This window comes from Streptomyces sp. MST-110588, from assembly GCF_022695595.1.
GTDB lineage: Bacteria > Actinomycetota > Actinomycetes > Streptomycetales > Streptomycetaceae > Streptomyces.
Window position 1 is genome coordinate 672753 of the sequence record NZ_CP074380.1, and the last position, 15666, is coordinate 688418.

Consider the following 15666-nt stretch of genomic DNA (forward strand, 5'->3'; position numbering starts at 1 on the left):
GATAGCTCTGTTCATGCGGGTCCGCCCCGGACGCCCGTATGCGCACCATCCGTCACACCGCCCCGGTTCCCTCCGGCCGGCACGAGGAGGCTGCATTGCGAGGATCCGCCCCGGAAGACGAAGCACAACCCGCTCGTACGGGTGCGCGAAGGGACGCGGCCGTACGGGGAAGAGCGACCGCGCGCCGGACGGCCACCGCTGTCGCCACGGCCGCGCTGATAGTGCCCCTGGTCACGGCCACCCCGTCCGCCACCGCGGGCCAGCCCCGTACCGGCTCCCTCCAGCAGGCGTTCGCGGACGCCGCCGCCCGCTACCACGTCCCGCAGAGCGTGCTCCTGGGCGTGGCCTACCTGGAATCCCGCTGGGACGGGCACCACGGCGCGCCCAGTGTGACCGGCGGCTACGGTCCGATGCACCTGACGGACGCCCGTACGGCGCTGGCCGGCAGCCGCACCCACCACAGCGACCCCACGGAGGACCCCCGCGGTGACGACTCCCGGCCCCGCAAGACGGTCCGGCCGCCGGCGTCCGGCGGGCTGCCGGACGAGGCCCGGCTGCCCGCCAGGCTGAAGACCCTGCGCCGGGCCGCCGAGCTGACCGGCCTTCCGGCGGCACGGCTGCGCACCGATCCGGCCGCGAACATCCGCGGGGGCGCGGCCCTGCTCGCCGCCGAACAGCGCCGGCTGGGCCTGCGGGCCGGCGGCGATCCGGCCGACTGGTACGGGGCCGTGGCCCGCTATTCGGGGGCCCAGGACGTACGGACCGCCTCCGGCTTCGCCGACGACGTGTACGACGTCATGCGCCGCGGCGAGACCCGTACGACCGACGAGGGCCAGCGGGTCACCCTGCCCGGGGCCCCGCGGCTGTCCCCCGACACCTCACAGGCCCGGCGCCTGGGGCTGCGGGCGGCACCGGCCGCGGGCCAGACCGAGTGCCCGCAGACGGTGACCTGCCAGTGGATTCCCGCGCCGTACCAGCAGTTCGGTGACAACGACTACGGCAACCACGACATCGCCGACCGCCCCGAGGACCAGGACATCAACGCGATCGTCATCCACGACGTGGAGGGCTATTACGACTCGGCGGTCAAGCTCGTCCAGGACCCCACGTATGTGTCCTGGCACTACACCATCCGCTCCTCCGACGGGCTGATCGCCCAGCACGTCAGGAACAAGGACGTCGCCTGGCACGCCGGCAACTGGTACGTCAATTCCCACTCCATCGGCATCGAGCACGAGGGCTTCCTCACCGCGCCCGACACCTGGTACACCGAGGCGATGTACCGCGCCTCGGCCCGCCTGGTGAAGTACCTGGCCGACGAGTACGAGCTGCCGCTGGACCGGCAGCACATCATCGGGCACGACAACGTCCCCGGTACGACGCCGGCCACGATCCCGGGCATGCACACCGACCCCGGCCCGTACTGGGACTGGGCGCACTACTTCGAGCTGCTCGGCGCTCCCTTCGCCGGTACCGCCGGCGCGGACAGCGACATGGTCACCATCAAACCGGACTACGCCAAGAACAAGCCGGTCTACACCGGCTGCACGAAGGCCGGGACGTGTGCGGCGCACGGCTCCTCGGCGGTGCGCCTGTACACCTCGCCCAGCCTGACCGCGCCGCTGGTCAAGGACATCGGCCTGCGTCCGGACGGCGGGGCCTCGACGACCGACGTCAACGACACGGGCGCCCGGGCCACGACCGGGCAGCGGTACGCGGTCGCCGAGCGCCGCGGCGACTGGACCGCCATCTGGTATCTGGGTCAGAAGGCGTGGTTCCACAACCCCAAGGACCAGCCGACGGCGGTGCCGACCAAGGGCCTGCTCGCCACGCCGAAAGCCGGTGTGGCCTCGATCCCGGTGTACGGCAGGGCCTACCCGGAGGCTGCGGCCTACCCGGCGAACGTGCCGGTCCAGCCGATCACTCCGCTGCCGTACAAGCTGCTCGCCGGACAGAAGTACGCCATCGGCGAGCGGCTGACCGGCGAGTACTTCTACGCCAAGACCTTCGAACTGGCCCCGCACCGGGTCGTGCGCGGCAAGGACGTGTACTACGAGATCCAGGTCGGGCACCGGGTGGGTTACGTACGGGCCGCCGACGTGGTCGTCAACGCACCGCCGGACGCTTAGTGGCCCCTAGGGAACGCAGGGCGGCCTGAAGACCGCTGAAGACCGCAGGGCGAGTCTCAAGGAGGAGAGGCGGTTCTCCAGAGGGCAGGGTGGCCTTCCGGATGCGGTGTCCGTGTCCGGAAGGGCCGCCCTCAGCCCTGCTGGAACATCTCCGCGGGAAGCGGCTTGAGGAGCGCGTACAGGTCGTCGGTGATCGGCCGGTCCCAACTGGCGATGGTCACCAGGACGCCGTCGCTGCGGTCGAACTGGGCGCAGGCGATCCGGCCCTCCGAGCACTTGATGCGCTTGACGATCAGCAGGTTGTCGTCGTGCATCACGGGGGTGTCCTCACTGGAGACGACCGTGACCGGCTCGTCGTTACCGAGCGCAGCGAGGAGCTGGGCCACCTCGAAGGGCACCTGCCCGTCCTCCAGCTCGCGGGCCGGTGAGCCCTCGGGAAGATTCCCGATGATCATCGCCGGGCCGCGTCCGCCGAACAGGTCGTAGCGCAGGAAGACGCCCTGGCAGCTTCCGTCGGGAGCGGGGAGCAGCCCCGCGCCGAGATTGCCCGGCCAGTCGCCGGGATCCATGGCGAGGACGTCGAAGTCAGGCCCGGCGGGCGTGGCTGCGCTGCGGCGGCGGAGAAAGGACATACCGCCATCGTACGTGGCCCGCCCGGCCGCCCGCGCCGTGCGTCCCCCTTCTTCGGGGCGGCGGACCGGTTCCGCTCCGCGGTCTGCCGACGCCTTTCTTCTTCGCTGTTTCTCCTCTCCTTATCCGGTGTCCGCGTACCCTGACGGCGTGATCCGGAACGGTGATCCGGAACGGGGTTTCCGGTGCCATGAATCCGACGTCCCGCAACGGGAAGCAGCATCAACAGGACGTTCGGTCCGGACGTGGAAAGCAGATGGAAGCGGTTGAGCTGAACGGGGGGCTCCCATGGCCATGGTTGTCGCGGATATGTCAATGTCGTTGGACGGCTTCATCGCCCATCCCACCGACGGGGTGGAGCACCTCGTCGGCTGGTACTCCAACGGCGAGGTGAAGGTGACGGGCGCCGACCCGCGGTGGACGTTCCACATGTCGCAGGCCAGCGCCGGCCATGTGCGCCACGGCCTGGCCACCGTCGGGGCGCTGCTGTGCGGGCGGCGCCTTTACGACGACGCCCGCGGCTGGGGCGGCAACCACCCCGCCGGGGTACCGGTGTTCGTGGTCACGCACACGGTGCCGGCCGGACGGGCGCGCGAGGAGGGGCCCTTCACGTTCGTCACCGACGGCCTCGAAAGCGCCGTGCTGCGGGCGAAGGCCAGCGCGGGGACCAAGACGGTGACCGTCGTCGGCGCCGACATCGCCCAGCAGTGCCTGAACGCCGGGCTGCTGGACGAAATCCGCCTCTCCTTGGTCCCCGTACTGCTCGGCGAGGGGACACGGTTCTTCGACAACCTGACGTCGACGCCGGTCCTGCTGGACGGGCCGAAGGTCATCGAGGGAACGGGCGTGACGCACCTGTACTACCGCGTGGCATCACGCTGAAGAGTGACACCGGCGCCACGCCACCCCGTCATCCCCACCTGACCGCTGACCGCCGACCGCCGACCGCCGACCGCCGACCGCCGACCGCCGACCGCCGACCGGAAAGTGTTCATCCGCCGTGCCGCACACACTCAATCTCTGGAAGGCGGGCCTCGGCCAGGTCCCCGCCACCGTCTGGGAGCAGACGGAGCTGCGCGTCCTGATCCTGGCGGACAACGATCTGACCCGCGTCCCCTCCGCGCTGGGCCGGCTCCGCGCCCTGCACACCCTCGACCTCGGCCACAACGCCCTGACCGGACTGCCGGAGGAGATCGGTGACCTGGCCGGTCTGGCGCACTGCCTCTACCTCCACGACAACCGGCTCACCGCGCTGCCCGCCGCCCTCGGCAGGCTGGACCGGCTCGGCTATCTCAACGCCGGCGACAACCCGCTCGGCCGGCTGCCCGACGAGATCGGCGGCATGTCCGCCCTGCGGGAACTACGCGTCCAGCGCGCCCGGTTGACCCGGCTTCCGGATGCGCTCGGACGTCTGGCGCGGTTGCGGGAACTGTGGCTGCGCGGCAACTCACTCGGCGATCTGCCCGCGACGTTCGGCGCGCTGCGCGAACTGCGCGTACTGGAGCTGCGGGAGAACGCGCTGCCGCGCGTACCGGAGGCGCTGCGCGGGCTGCCGCTGCTGCGCCAGGTGGATCTGCGGGCCAACCGGCTGCGCCGGCTCCCGCACTGGGTGACGGAGTTGCCGTCGCTGGAGAAGCTGGACCTGCGCTGGAACGCCGTGGACGACGAGGCGGTGGAGGTACGGGGACTTCGTGAGCGGGGGTGCGTCGTCCTGGTCTGAGAGGCCCGGGAACTCCACTGCGGGGCCCGGACGGTGGTACGCTCAGCGGTTGACCGTCACTTGAAAGGTCATCGCACGACACCCAGTTGAAGGGTATCACCAACTATGGCTCGCAGTCAAGAAGCGCCCGCCGAAGCCACACCCGCCGAGACCGCTCCGCCCGCAGCCGCCGCAGCCGCCGAACCCGCCCGGCCCACCGAACCCGCCGACGACCCCCTGGCCCTGGCCCTCAAAGCCGAGCAGTCCTGTCTGACCACGCTGTACGAGCACCTCGACACCGCCCGCGAGCAGGCCGAAGCCGCCCTCCGTACCGCCCAGTCCGGTGCGGACCGGGGCGGCACCCACCAGTCCCGGGTCGAACGCGAGGTGTTCACCGAGGAGTCCGCGCGTACCGTGGCCCGGCTCAACTCCGTCGAGGACGGCCTATGTTTCGGCCGCATCGACGCGGCCGACGGAGTCCGCCACCACATCGGCCGCATCGGGCTGCGCGACGCCGACCTCGAACCGCTGCTGATCGACTGGCGGGCGCCGGCCGCCCGCCCTTTCTACGCCGCCACCCCCGGCGCCCCCGGCGGCCTGGTCCGCCGCCGCCATCTGCACACCCGGGCCCGTACCGTCATCGGCATCGACGACGAGGTCTTCGACCTGGAGCGGATGAGCGCCGGTGACCGCCGCGAACTGGTCGGCGAGGCGGCCCTGCTGGCGACGCTGCGGCGCGGCAGGACCGGCCGGATGACGGACGTGGTCGCCACCATCCAGACCGAGCAGGACCGGGTGATCCGGGCCGGCCTCCAGGGCGTGCTCGTCGTCCAGGGCGGGCCCGGCACCGGCAAGACCGTCGCCGCGCTGCACCGCGCCGCCTATCTTCTCTACACCCACCGCACCACTCTCGCCCGGCGCGGCGTCCTGGTCATCGGCCCCAACGCCACGTTCCTGCGCTACATCGGCCAGGTACTGCCCTCGCTCGGCGAGAGCGATGTCGTCCTGACGGCGCTGGGCGGTCTCTTCCCCGGCGTACGGGCCACCGCCTCCGACGCGCCCGACACTGCGGTGGTCAAGGGAGATCCGCGGATGGCGGCGGTGATCGCAGCCGCGGTGCGCGACCGGCAGCGGCTGCCCGACGGCGACACGGAGATCACGGTGGAGGGCTTCCGGGCCGGCGACACCGACACCGTACGGCTGCGCGCCGAGGACTGTGCGCGGGCCCGGCGGCGGGCCCGCGCCCTGAACGCGCCGCACAACACCGCCCGCAAGCGCTTCGTGCGGGACATGTTGAACGCGCTGGTACGGGAGCGGGCCCGCGCCCTGGGCCTGCCGCCGGACGAGGAGGAGGTGCGCCACGCGCCCGCGGAGCTGTGGCAGCAGGCGTCCGTACGCGCGGCGCTCGACGCCCTGTGGCCGCCGCTGACCCCGCAGCGCCTGGTCGGCGAGCTGCTGTCCGACCCCGCGCGACTGGCCCGGGCCGCGCCGCACCTGACGGAGGCGGAGCGCGGGGCGCTGTACCGCCCGGCGGGCCGGGTCGGCACGGCGGCGCGCTGGACGGTGGAGGACGTACCGCTGCTGGACGAGGCGGCGGAGCTGCTGGGGAGCGACGACGCGGCCGAGCGGGCCCGCTCGCGTGCGGCCGAGGCCGAGTGGCGCGAAGAGGTCCACTACGCCCGTGGGGTGCTTGAGATGACCGGGGCGCGGCCGGGGAGCTGGTGGACGCCGAGACGCTCGCCGCGCGTCATCATGACGAGGGCCCGGCGCGTACCACCGCCGACCGCGCCGCCGCCGACCGCTCCTGGACGTACGGACATGTGATCGTGGACGAGGCGCAGGAACTGTCGCCGATGGCCTGGCGGATGGTGATGCGCAGGGCGCCCACGCGCTCGATGACGGTGGTGGGTGACGTGGCGCAGACCGGCAGCCCGGCCGGGGCGCGGTCCTGGGGCCAGGTGCTCGATCCGTACACCGGGGCCGGTGGCGCCAGGAGCGGCTGACCGTCAACTACCGCACGCCCGCGGAGGTGATGGAGCTGGCCTGCGGCGTGCTGGCGGCGGTGGCACCGGATCAGGAGCCGCCGGAGTCGGTCCGCAGGGAGGGGGTGCGGCCCGGGCCGTACGGGCGCCGGAAGGGGAGCTGGCGCGGGCGACCGCGCGGGTGGTGGCGCGGGAGCTGGCCGCGCTGGGCGGGGACGGCCGCGACGGGCGGCTGGCCGTGATCGCCGCCGAGCGGGCCGTCCCGGCGCTGGCCGAGGCGCTGCCGGACGTGGCGCGCGGCGCATCGCCCGGCGCGCTGGACGCCCCGGTCGTGCTGCTGACCGCGACGCAGGCCAAGGGGCTGGAGTTCGACCGCGCCGTCCTGGCCGACCCGCAGGGCATCGTGGCACGGTCCCCCAGGGGCGGGCAGGACCTCTATGTGGCGATCACCCGCGTCACCCGGCGGCTGACGGTGGTGTACGAGGGCGAGTTGCCGGCGCTCCTGGGGCCACTGGCCGCCTCCGTCCCGTGATGGGTCAGACCGGTTCGGACCGGAAGAGATCAGAACAGGCTGGAAGGGACCTGAACGGACCTGAATGGACTGGAACGGACCGGAACAGGCCGGGCCTGGTCAGGTCAGGTCGAACTCGCCGTCCCGCGCGCCGATGACGAACGCGCGCCACTCGGCGGGCGTGAAGATCAGCGCCGGGACCTGCGGACTGCGCCGGTTGCGCATCGCTATGTAGCCCTCGACGAAAGCGACCTGGACGTCGCCGGCCCCCTGGCTGCTCGACTGCCAGTGGGCGCCGGAGAGATCGAGGTCGGGAACGGCCCCGGCCGCCTGTCGTTCATCGATGATGCCCTCGGCCACGTCGCTGCTCCTCCCGGTTCGTCTCCGCCGTCAGACTAGTCACTGCGCCCGGTGCCGGACAGGCTCCGGACCGCAGTCCGGCACCGCGCGTCCGATAGGTGGTGTTACGGTCACGCGGCGGGCGGCTCGGCGCCGACCAGCCACATGGAGAAGAACTGGGAACCGCCTCCGTACGCGTGCCCCAAGGCCCGGCGGGCGCCGTCGACCTGGTGCGCGCCGGCCCCTCCGCGCACCTGGAGCGCGGCCTCGGCGAACCGGATCATGCCGGAGGCGCCGATGGGGTTGGCCGAGAGGACGCCGCCGGAGGGGTTGACGGGCAGGTCACCGTCCAGGGCGGTGACGCCGGCCCCGGTGAGCTTCCACCCCTCCCCCTCGGCGGCGAACCCCAGGTTCTCCAGCCACATCGGCTCGTACCAACTGAAGGGGACGTACATCTCCACCACGTCGATCTCCCGGCGCGGGTCGGTGATCCCCGCCTGCCGGTACACCTCGGCGGCGCAGTCCCGGCCGGCCCGCGGCGAGACGCAGTCCTTGCCCGCGAAGAGCGTGGGCTCGCTGCGCATCGCCCCTCCGTGCACCCACGCGGGCGGACGCGGCGCGCGGGCCGCCCCGTCCCGGCCGGTCAGGACCATCGCGCAGGCGCCGTCGGAGGACGGGCAGGTCTCCGAATAGCGGACCGGGTCCCACAGCATCGGTGACGCCTGCACCTTCTCCAGGGTGATGTCGTGCTCGTGGAGATGGGCGTACGGATTCTTCAGGGCGTTGCGGCGGTCCTTGTACGCGACCAGCGAGCCGATCGTCTCGGGGGCGCCGCTGCGCCGGATGTAGGCCCGTATGTGCGGGGCGAAGAACCCGCCGGCGCCCGCCAGCAGCGGCTGCTGGAAGGGGACGGGGAGCGAGAGGCCCCACATGGCGTTGGACTCGGACTGCTTCTCGAAGGCGAGGGTCAGTACGGTGCGGTGCACGCGGGCGGCGACGAGGTTCGCGGCGACCAGGGCCGTCGAGCCGCCGACCGACCCGGCGGTGTGCACCCGCAGCACCGGCTTGCCGACCGCGCCGAGCGCGTCGGCGAGATACAGCTCCGGCATCATCACGCCCTCGAAGAAGTCGGGGGCCTTGCCGATGACGACGGCGTCGACGTCCGGCCACGACAGTCCGGCGTCCTCAAGGGCGCGTACGGCGGCCTCCCGTACGAGACCGGCGATGGAGACGTCGCGGCGGGCGGCGACGTGCTTGGTCTGGCCGATGCCGACGACGGCGACGGGTTCCTTGTTCACGGCCCGCCGGCCCATGACCGCCCTTCCGGCCTGCCGGTTCGCGCTCATCACTCCCCCTCCTCCCCTTCCAGTACGGCGACCAGGTTCTGTTGCAGGCACGGCCCGGAGGTGGCGTGCGCCAGGGCCCGGTCGGAGGCGCCGCGCTGGACGCGGGCGGCGGCCTCCCCCAGCCGGATCAGCCCGGCGGCCATGACGGGGTTGGCGGCGAGCGCGCCCCCCGACGGGTTGACGGTCACGTCCTCCTCCAGTTCCAGGGCGCGGCGCAGCAGGACCTGCTGGGAGGTGAACGGCGCGTGCAACTCGGCCGTGTCCACCGGCCGTTGGAAGGCTCCGGCGTTGCGGGCGGCGAGCCGGGTGGACGGCGAGTCGGTGAGGTCCCGTACGCCCAGGCTGTGCGCCTCGATGCGGTGGTCCATGCCGCGGATCCAGGCGGGTCGGCGGGAGTGCCGCCGGGCCAGCCGCCGGGCGGTGTCACCGGCGGCCAGGACCACCGCCGCCGCGCCGTCATCGACCGGTGGGCAGTCCCCGGTACGCAGCGGGTGGACGACGTACTCCCCCATCGGTACCTCGCCCCGCAGGTGGGCGTGCGGATTGCCGTCCGCCGCCGCGCGGGCGCCGGCCGCCACCGCCGCCATCGCCCGCTCGTCCGTCACGCCCGCGTCGATCAGCGCCCGGGCCTGGAGCGCGGCCAGCGCCACGGAGTCCGGCCACAGCGGTGCCAGGTAGTACGGGTCGAGCTGGCGGGTCAGCACCTCGCGCAGCGCGCCCGGCGAGGACTTCCCGTAGGCGTAGACCAGGGCGGTGTCGGCGTCGCCGGTCAGCAGGTGCACCCATGCCTCGTACAGGGCCCAGGCGCCGTCCGTCTCGACGTGCGACTCCGCCACCGGCGGCCAGGCCCCCACCCCGTCCAGGGCCATGGTGAAGGAGAACGCACGGCCGGCGAGGTAGTCGCTGGAGCCCGAGCAGATGAAGCCGATGTCCCGGGCCTTCAGTCCGGTCTGCTCCAGTACGTCGTGCAGGACCGGCATCAGCATCTCGGCCTCGGAGACCTCCGAACTGTCCCGGACGTGGTCGCTCTGGGCGAAGGCGACGACGGCGACCTCACGCATCAGATCAGCTCCTTGTAGCTGTCGTAGTCGGCGTCGGGTTCACCGGTGGGGCGGAAGTGGTCGGGGTGCCGCTCGCCCTCGGCCCATACGGGCGTCACGCGCAGGCCCATCCGTACCTGGTCGTACGGGATGCCGCCGATGCGCGCGTGGAGGGGCAGGTCCGCGCCGTCCAGCGCGATGTGGGCGTAGACGTACGGGACCTCGATGTCCAGGTTGCGGGCCTTGATGTTGACGACGCAGAAGGTGGTGACGGTACCGGCCGGGCCGACCCCGACCTCCTCCGCGGTGGCGATGCCGCAGGTGGGGCAGGCGCCGCGGGGTGGCACGTACACCTTGCGGCAGGACGGGCAGCGCTCGCCGACGATCCGCCGCCCGGCGAGGGCGGTGAGGTAGCGGGACTGGGCGCGGCCGGGGGTGTAGGTGTAGTCCAGGCGGGCGGGGGTGGTGATCGTGGTGACGGCGTCGGCGAACTCTCCGGTGTGCGCCGCTGCTGCCTCTCGCGCCGCTTGCCCCTCGTACGGCTCTTGCGTCTCGCCCGTACCGCCGGCCCCGTCGACCCCGCCGCCCCTGCTGGTCCTGCCTGTCTCGCTTGTCCCGCCTGTCCCGCTTGTCTCACCGCTTGTCTCACCGCTGGTCTCATACGTCTCGAAGCAGGCGATGTCGGTGATCGATCCGGTGCGTTGCGCCGCCCAGCGGACGCGGATCCGCATCCCGGTCCGTACGGCCTGCGGTCCCGGTGCGTCCAGGGCGTGCAGCAGTGCGGTGTCGGCGCCGTCCAGCCGTACCAGCACCCAGGCGAAGGGGGTGGCCAGGGGCTGGCCGCGGCGCGGGGAGGGGTTCCACGCCCAGGTGGTGACGGTGCCGGTGGGGGCGACCTCGACCAGTTCGCGGATCTCCTCGGCGGTGACGGGGTCGTACTCGACGGGCGGTACGACCACCCTGCCGTCACTGCCCCGGACGCCCAGGACGGTGCGCTCGCGCAGCCCGGTCAAAAAGGCGCTCTGTACGGGGCCGAGGGAACGGGTGAACGGGAACTCCACCACGAGCGGCGCCGAGAGCACTTCGGACGGGCGGGTCCGAGGTGTGCGGGCCTCGGACGTACGGGCCTCAGGCGGGCCGGTCCGGGACGTGTGCGTTTCGGACGTGCGCGTCTCGGGTGTGTGCGTCTCGGGCGTACGGGCCTGCGGCATGCGGACCTCCGTAAGGTGTCAGGCGCGCCGGTAGACGGGCGGTCGTTTCTCCGCGAAGGCCCGGGAGCCTTCCTTGGCGTCCTCGGTGCCGAAGACGGGCAGGCCGCGTTCGAGTTCGGCCTTCAGGCCCTCGGCCTCGGTCATCCCCGCGCTCTCATAGACGGACGCCTTGACCGCCTCGACGGCGAGCGGGCCGCAGGCGTTGATCCGCCCGGCGATCTCCAGCGCCTTGGCCAGCGCGCCGCCGTCGGGCACCACATGGCCGATCAGCCCGATCCGCTCGGCCTCACGGGCCGGGTAGGGCCGTCCGGTGAGCAGCATCTCCAGGGCGTGGGTGTGCGGGATCTGGCGGGCCAGGCGGACCGTGGAGCCGCCGATGGGGAAGAGGCCGCGGGCGACTTCGAAGAGCCCGAAGACGGCGCTCTCGCCGGCCACCCTGATGTCCGTGCCCTGGAGGATCTCCGTACCGCCGGCGACACAGTGTCCCTCGACCGCCGCGATCACCGGTTTGCGCGGCCGGTGGTGGCGCAGCATGGCCTTCCAGTGCAGGTCGGGGTCGGCCTTGAGGCGGTCGCGGTACGGATCGCCCATCGGCCCTCCGGTCCCCGCCCCGCCTTCAGGGCCCGCCTCGCCTCCGGCTTCCGCCCTGCCCCCGAACCCCGACGCTCCCCCGTTCCCCGCCAGTGCCTTGAGGTCCATTCCGGCGCAGAAGCAGCCGCCCGCGCCGGTGAGCACGACCGAGCGGACGGTGTCGTCCTCGTCGGCCGCGAGCCAGCCGTCGTACAGGCCCACCAGCATCGGCAGCGAGAGGGCGTTCTTCGCCTCCGGCCGGTTGAGCGTAAGCACCAGTGTCGCGCCCACGCGCTCCACGGTGAGGTGTTCGGTGCCCTCCATTACATCCTCCCGCCCCGTGCCGCCTTGCGCCCACGACGGAGAACAGGTTGCAGGAGGCGCACACCGACTTCAAGAGTTTCCTGACTACCAGTCAGATTCGTTGCTCGGGCCCTCTTCCAAGGGCCGCCGCGCGGCGCTCTAATGACGGCCGAGCGCCCGACGTCCGCGCCCGGTCTGGAGGAGACATGGAGTACAACCTCGCCGACCTCTTCGAATCGGTCGTCGACACGGTTCCCGGCCGCGAGGCGCTGGTCTTCCTCGACCATCCCGGTACGGGCGCCGAGCGGCGCCTGACGTACGCGGAACTGGACCGCGCCGCCAACCGGCTCGCCCACCACCTCCGTGACCACGGCATCACCCCGGGGGCCCACGTCGGCCTGTACCTCTACAACGGCGTCGAGTACCTCCAGACCGTCTACGCCTGCCTGAAGATCCGCGCCGTCCCCGTCAACGTCAACTACCGCTACGTGGAGGAGGAACTGGCCTACCTCTACCGGGACGCGGACCTCGCCGCGCTCGTCTTCGACGCGGAGTTCACCGGACGGGTGGCCGCCGCACTGCCCCGGTCCGGGGCGGGAGCCGGGAAGCTGCGTCACCTCCTGCGGGTGGGCACACCTCCCCCGGACACCCAGGAACCCGCGCTCGCCCCCGTCCCGTTCGCCGAGGCCGAGGCATCCGGCTCCCCCGAGCGCGGCTTCGCCCCCCGTTCCCCCGACGACCGGCTCATCATCTACACCGGCGGCACCACCGGGATGCCCAAGGGCGTCATCTGGCGGCACGAGGACATCTTCTTCTCCGGCATGGGCGGCGGCGCCCCGACCGGCGAGCCCGTACGGCACCCGCGGGAGCTGGCGGAACGGGTCGCGGCCGGCGGCGAGGGGCTGGTCTTCTTCCCCACGCCCCCGCTGATGCACGGCACCTCCACCCTCACCGTCTTCATCGCCTTCCACTACGGCCAGAAGGTCGTCCTCCACCGCAAGTACGTGCCCGAAGAGGTGCTGCGCACCATCGAGCGGGAGCGGGTCACCAGTGTCTCGCTGGTGGGGGACGCGATGCTGCGCCCGCTGGCCGACGCGCTCGCCGGGCCCCTGAAGGGGGCCGACTGCTCCTCGCTCCTGAGCGTCAGCAGCTCCGGCGCGATCCTCTCGGAGACCGTACGGAACCGGTTCGCCGCCCTGGCCCCGCACGTGCTGCTGCTGAACAACTTCGGCTCGACCGAGTCCGGCTTCACCGGCACGGCGACCGAGGACTCCGGCCCCGACCGCGGTTTCCGGCTGCGCGTCAACGCCCGTACGGCAGTGGTCGACCCGGTGACGCACGCACCGGTCGCCCCCGGCGAGGAGGGCCGGATCGCGCTGCACGGCCACGTACCGCTGGGCTACTACAACGACCCCCGGAAAACCGCCGAGACCTTCTTCGAGGCGGACGGCGAGCGGTGGGTGCTGCTCGGTGACATGGCGACCGTCGGCGCGGACGGTGTCGTCACCGTCCTGGGCCGTGGCTCGCAGTGCATCAACTCCGGTGGGGAGAAGGTCTATCCGGAGGAGGTCGAGCAGGCGCTCAAGGCACATCCGGACGTGTACGACGCGCTGGTCGCGGGAATTCCCGACGACCGGTGGGGCCAGCGCGTGGCGGCGGTGGTCCAACTGCGGGAGGGCTGCGCCGAAATGAGCGTGGCGAACGTACAGGCCCACTGCCGTTCCCGGCTGGCGGGCTACAAGATCCCCCGTACCGTCGTCTTCACCGACCGCATCGCACGCTCCCCCAGCGGCAAGGCCGACTACCGGTGGGCGAAGGCGGTGGCGGGGGCCGGGGCGTCAGCGGCACCGGCGGGCCGGGACGGTACGGGAGCGCCGGGAGGGACGAACGGGGACCTGACGTCCTGAGTTCCGGCGCGGTCCGCCTACGACCGCGACGCCCGCGATGCGCTGGACGGGTCCTGCGCGGTCGCCATGTTCCGGCGCCGGATGATCTCGCCCTTGACCGCCTCCAGAGCGGAATCGAACTCGGCGTGTGCGGGCGCGGGCAGGCACAAGCTCCTGCCGTTCGCCAGGTCGAGCCGGATGCGGTATGCGGGGGTGCCCCGGCGGCCCGCGTAGGACTCCCTGCCCTTGTCGACGGAGATGCCCTCGATCTCCTGCCAGGGGACGAACCGCCGACGCAGCAACGTCCGGGTCCGGATGCCTTCGGCGTCGACGCAGGTACGCCCGGAGGTGTAGTGGTACCCGACGAGCGAGAGGGACACGCACACCAGAAGGCCGATGGCCGCTTCCCTCAGATCGCTGCCCCGCGGTTCCGCGAAGACCCGCCGGCCGAATTCCTCCCAGCCGATGCCGAACGTGATGACGCACGCCGGGATGACTCCTCCCACGAGGAAGACGGCGGCGGCACACCACTGCCACACACGGGACGCAGCACGGAATTCGATCGTTTGCACGGTTTCACCCTACGCTCCGGGTGCTGTCCGTTCCCAAGCCCGCGGCAGCCGCCTCCCGTTCTAGACTGGAACATGGACCTGGATGCGGACCTGAACCCGGACCCTGATGCGGACCTGAACCCGGACCTGGACGCGGCCCCGGACGCCAAGGCTCGATTCCTGCTGACCCCATGCGGGCAGGACCCGCATGCAGAGGCACGGGCGCTCCGTGCGCAGGGTCCCGTCGTCCCCGTGGAACTGCCCGGTGGCGTACGGGCCTGGCTGGTGACCCATCAGGAGGCCGGCCGCGCGGTACTGGCCGACGACCGCTTCGTGAAGGACATCAGGGCGTGGCACGCCTGGCAGCGCGGCGACATCCCGGCCGACTGGCCGATGGCGCCGCTGGTCACCGTCGCCAACATGACCACCGCCACCGGCACCGATCACCGACGGCTGCGCGCGCCGCTGGCCAAGGCGTTCACCGTACGCCGCGTGGAGCGACTGCGTCCCCGTATCGAGCACTTCACCCGCGACCTCCTGGACGACCTGGAAGCCACCGTCGCCGCACAGCCGGACGGCGGCCCGGTGGACCTGCGGGCGCGCTTCGCCCATCCGCTCCCCATAAGGGTGATCTGCGAGCTGTTCGGCGTTCCGGAGAGCGGGCGGCCCCGGCTGCGGGACCTGTGCGGCGCCCTGTTCGGCGGCGCGCCCGCCGGCCCGGCCGAGGTACTCGCCGGCCACCGGGAACTGCGTTCCGTACTCGCCGCCCTGCTCGCCGACAAGAGCGCGCATCCGGGCGACGACCTGACCAGCGCGTTGCTGGCCGCGGCGGGGAACGGAACCGAACCCTACGCAGATCCTCACGAAAACCCCCGCGAAGGCCCCCCGGACACCCGTGCGCTCAGCGGGCCGGAGCTCGTGGACACCCTGCTGCTGATGATCTTCGCCGGTCATGAGACCACCGTGAACTTGCTGGTGAGCGCCGTTCACGCGCTGCTCACCCACCCCGGCCAGCTCGCCCTGGCCCGTACCGGGAAGGTGCCGTGGCCCGCGGTGGTCGAGGAGGCGCTGCGCTGGGATCCTCCGGTGGGCAGCCTGCCGTTCCGCTATGCCCGGTGCGACGCGGAGGTGGCCGGCCGCACCATCCGTGCGGGCGAGCCCGTCATACTCTCCTATACGGCCTTCGGCCGTGACCCGCGACAGCACGGCCCCGGCGCCGACCGCTTCGACATCACCCGTACACCCGTCCCGCATCTGTCGTTCGGCCACGGCATCCACCACTGCCTCGGCGCGCCACTGGCCCGCCTGGAAGCCGGAATCGCCCTCCCCGCCCTCTTCGCCCGCTTTCCCCACCTCGCCCTCTACGAACCCGGGATCCCGCCGAAGCGCCGCCCCACCATCGTCTTCCCCGGCTATCGCGACCTGCCGGTCCTCCTGGAGCCGGCTCCCTGACCCCACCACCGCCCGCC

General features: G+C 72.4%; 15 protein-coding genes. 8 read left to right on the forward strand and 7 right to left on the reverse strand.

What is annotated here, in order from left to right; all coding sequences use genetic code 11:
* Positions 1-221: 221 nt before the first annotated feature.
* Positions 222-2129, forward strand: a complete 1908-nt coding sequence (locus tag KGS77_RS02975; RefSeq protein WP_242587265.1) for a peptidoglycan recognition family protein — start codon at positions 222-224, stop codon at positions 2127-2129.
* Positions 2130-2260: 131 nt separating this feature from the next.
* On the opposite strand, the gene KGS77_RS02980 is transcribed toward KGS77_RS02975, so the two are convergent.
* Positions 2261-2761, reverse strand: a complete 501-nt coding sequence (locus KGS77_RS02980) for a hypothetical protein (protein WP_242578544.1) — start codon at positions 2759-2761, stop codon at positions 2261-2263.
* Positions 2762-3053: 292 nt separating this feature from the next.
* Between KGS77_RS02980 and KGS77_RS02985 the strand changes: the two genes are divergently transcribed.
* From KGS77_RS02985 to KGS77_RS34860, 5 genes are all read left to right on the forward strand, one after another.
* Positions 3054-3641: a dihydrofolate reductase family protein gene (locus tag KGS77_RS02985; protein ID WP_277994311.1), complete on the forward strand. Its 588-nt coding sequence runs from the start codon at positions 3054-3056 to the stop codon at positions 3639-3641.
* Between the two features lie 118 nt (positions 3642-3759).
* Positions 3760-4479: a leucine-rich repeat domain-containing protein gene (locus KGS77_RS02990; RefSeq protein WP_242578546.1), complete on the forward strand. Its 720-nt coding sequence runs from the start codon at positions 3760-3762 to the stop codon at positions 4477-4479.
* A gap of 105 nt (positions 4480-4584) precedes the next feature.
* Positions 4585-6282 carry a hypothetical protein gene (locus tag KGS77_RS02995; protein WP_347404426.1) on the forward strand — a complete coding sequence of 566 codons (1698 nt, stop codon included), beginning with the start codon at positions 4585-4587 and terminating at the stop codon, positions 6280-6282.
* Between the two features lie 2 nt (positions 6283-6284).
* Entirely contained in the window at positions 6285-6461 is a 177-nt protein-coding gene (locus KGS77_RS34855) for a hypothetical protein (RefSeq protein WP_347404427.1), read from the forward strand.
* Positions 6462-6624: 163 nt separating this feature from the next.
* Positions 6625-6972, forward strand: a complete 348-nt coding sequence (locus tag KGS77_RS34860) for a hypothetical protein (RefSeq protein ID WP_347404428.1) — start codon at positions 6625-6627, stop codon at positions 6970-6972.
* A 99-nt stretch (positions 6973-7071) separates the two neighbouring features.
* On the opposite strand, the gene KGS77_RS03000 is transcribed toward KGS77_RS34860, so the two are convergent.
* The 5 genes from KGS77_RS03000 to KGS77_RS03020 all read right to left on the reverse strand — a co-directional run bounded on the left by KGS77_RS03000 (position 7072) and on the right by KGS77_RS03020 (position 11781).
* The gene (locus tag KGS77_RS03000) at positions 7072-7311 is read right to left on the reverse strand and encodes a DUF397 domain-containing protein (protein WP_242578547.1); all 240 of its coding nucleotides are present in this window, start codon (positions 7309-7311) and stop codon (positions 7072-7074) included.
* A gap of 110 nt (positions 7312-7421) precedes the next feature.
* Positions 7422-8588, reverse strand: a complete 1167-nt coding sequence (locus KGS77_RS03005; protein WP_242587266.1) for a thiolase domain-containing protein — start codon at positions 8586-8588, stop codon at positions 7422-7424.
* Between the two features lie 47 nt (positions 8589-8635).
* The gene (locus KGS77_RS03010; protein WP_242578548.1) at positions 8636-9697 is read right to left on the reverse strand and encodes a lipid-transfer protein; all 1062 of its coding nucleotides are present in this window, start codon (positions 9695-9697) and stop codon (positions 8636-8638) included.
* Positions 9697-10758, reverse strand: a complete 1062-nt coding sequence (locus tag KGS77_RS03015; RefSeq protein WP_242587267.1) for an OB-fold nucleic acid binding domain-containing protein — start codon at positions 10756-10758, stop codon at positions 9697-9699. Before KGS77_RS03015 ends, KGS77_RS03010 begins: the two co-directional genes overlap by 1 nt.
* A gap of 147 nt (positions 10759-10905) precedes the next feature.
* On the reverse strand, positions 10906-11781 hold the full coding sequence (locus KGS77_RS03020; protein WP_242578549.1) for an enoyl-CoA hydratase-related protein: 876 nt from the start codon (positions 11779-11781) through the stop codon (positions 10906-10908).
* Positions 11782-11966: 185 nt separating this feature from the next.
* Here KGS77_RS03020 and KGS77_RS03025 point away from each other — a divergent pair, with 185 nt between their 5' ends.
* A complete protein-coding gene (locus KGS77_RS03025) occupies positions 11967-13667 on the forward strand; it encodes an acyl-CoA synthetase (protein ID WP_242578550.1) in 1701 nt (566 codons plus the stop codon).
* A gap of 17 nt (positions 13668-13684) precedes the next feature.
* Here the strand turns inward: KGS77_RS03025 and KGS77_RS03030 are convergent, their stop codons facing one another.
* The gene (locus KGS77_RS03030; protein ID WP_242578551.1) at positions 13685-14218 is read right to left on the reverse strand and encodes a PH domain-containing protein; all 534 of its coding nucleotides are present in this window, start codon (positions 14216-14218) and stop codon (positions 13685-13687) included.
* A gap of 72 nt (positions 14219-14290) precedes the next feature.
* Between KGS77_RS03030 and KGS77_RS03035 the strand changes: the two genes are divergently transcribed.
* Positions 14291-15649, forward strand: a complete 1359-nt coding sequence (locus tag KGS77_RS03035; protein ID WP_242578552.1) for a cytochrome P450 — start codon at positions 14291-14293, stop codon at positions 15647-15649.
* The last annotated feature ends 17 nt before the right edge of the window (positions 15650-15666 follow it).

Excerpts from the sequence above, each read along its gene's own strand:
- KGS77_RS02980 (WP_242578544.1), bottom strand. The coding sequence starts at position 2,761 with ATGTCCTTTCTCCGCCGCCGCAGCGCAGCCACGCCCGCCGGGCCTGAC.
- KGS77_RS02985 (WP_277994311.1), top strand. The coding sequence starts at position 3,054 with ATGGTTGTCGCGGATATGTCAATGTCGTTGGACGGCTTCATCGCCCAT.
- KGS77_RS02995 (WP_347404426.1), top strand. The coding sequence starts at position 4,585 with ATGGCTCGCAGTCAAGAAGCGCCCGCCGAAGCCACACCCGCCGAGACC.
- KGS77_RS03010 (WP_242578548.1), bottom strand. The coding sequence starts at position 9,697 with ATGCGTGAGGTCGCCGTCGTCGCCTTCGCCCAGAGCGACCACGTCCGG.
- KGS77_RS03020 (WP_242578549.1), bottom strand. The coding sequence starts at position 11,781 with ATGGAGGGCACCGAACACCTCACCGTGGAGCGCGTGGGCGCGACACTG.
- KGS77_RS03025 (WP_242578550.1), top strand. The coding sequence starts at position 11,967 with ATGGAGTACAACCTCGCCGACCTCTTCGAATCGGTCGTCGACACGGTT.
- KGS77_RS03035 (WP_242578552.1), top strand. The coding sequence starts at position 14,291 with ATGGACCTGGATGCGGACCTGAACCCGGACCCTGATGCGGACCTGAAC.